The organism is Psychrobacter sp. N25K4-3-2 (assembly GCF_015351755.1).
GTDB lineage: Bacteria > Pseudomonadota > Gammaproteobacteria > Pseudomonadales > Moraxellaceae > Psychrobacter > Psychrobacter glaciei.
The window spans coordinates 1-669 of record NZ_JADKLX010000023.1; the positions used below are offsets into that span (position 1 = coordinate 1).

Consider the following 669-nt stretch of genomic DNA (forward strand, 5'->3'; position numbering starts at 1 on the left):
GATCGCCTGGTGTGCGCTCGATCGTGGCGAACACGTGGGCGAGCTCCTCCTCGATGCTGCGGTGTGTGATGGGAGTGCCCTCCGCCGTCACCACGTGCTGGTGCATCCACTGCCAGAGTTGGCTGCGGCTGATCTCAGCGGTCGCGGCGTCCTCCATCAGGTTGTCGATCGCAGCGGCGCCGACTCCGCGGAGCCAGCTCTCGATGTAGCGCAGCGCAATGGAGACGTTGGAACGCACTCCGGCATCCGTCACTGCACCGTCGATGCGCAGGTCGAGCAGGTCCTCCGCCGTCACATGAACATCGTCGCGCAGGCGATCAACCTGGTTGGGGCGCTCCCCCAATACCGCATCGAACTCGGCGCGGGCGGTGGGGATGAGATCCGGATGCGCGACCCAGGTGCCATCGAAGCCATCGGTGGCCTCGCGGCGCTTGTCGCGCGTCACAGCGTCGAGGGCACGAGCGGTCACTTCAGGGTCTCGACGGTTCGGAATGAACGCGCTCATGCCGCCGATGGCATGTGCTCCCCGCTTGTGGCAGGTCGCAACGAGCAGCTCGGTATAGGCCCGCATGAACGGCACCGTCATCGTGATGGCGGAACGGTCAGGGAGCACAAAGCTCGCCCCACGACCGCGGAAGTTCTTGATGATCGAGAAGATGTAATCCCAGC

General features: G+C 65.0%; 1 pseudogene. It reads right to left on the reverse strand.

From position 1 onward, the window contains the following. A pseudogene (locus tag IOD06_RS13460) lies at positions 1 to 669 on the reverse strand (malate synthase A); the annotation flags it as partial.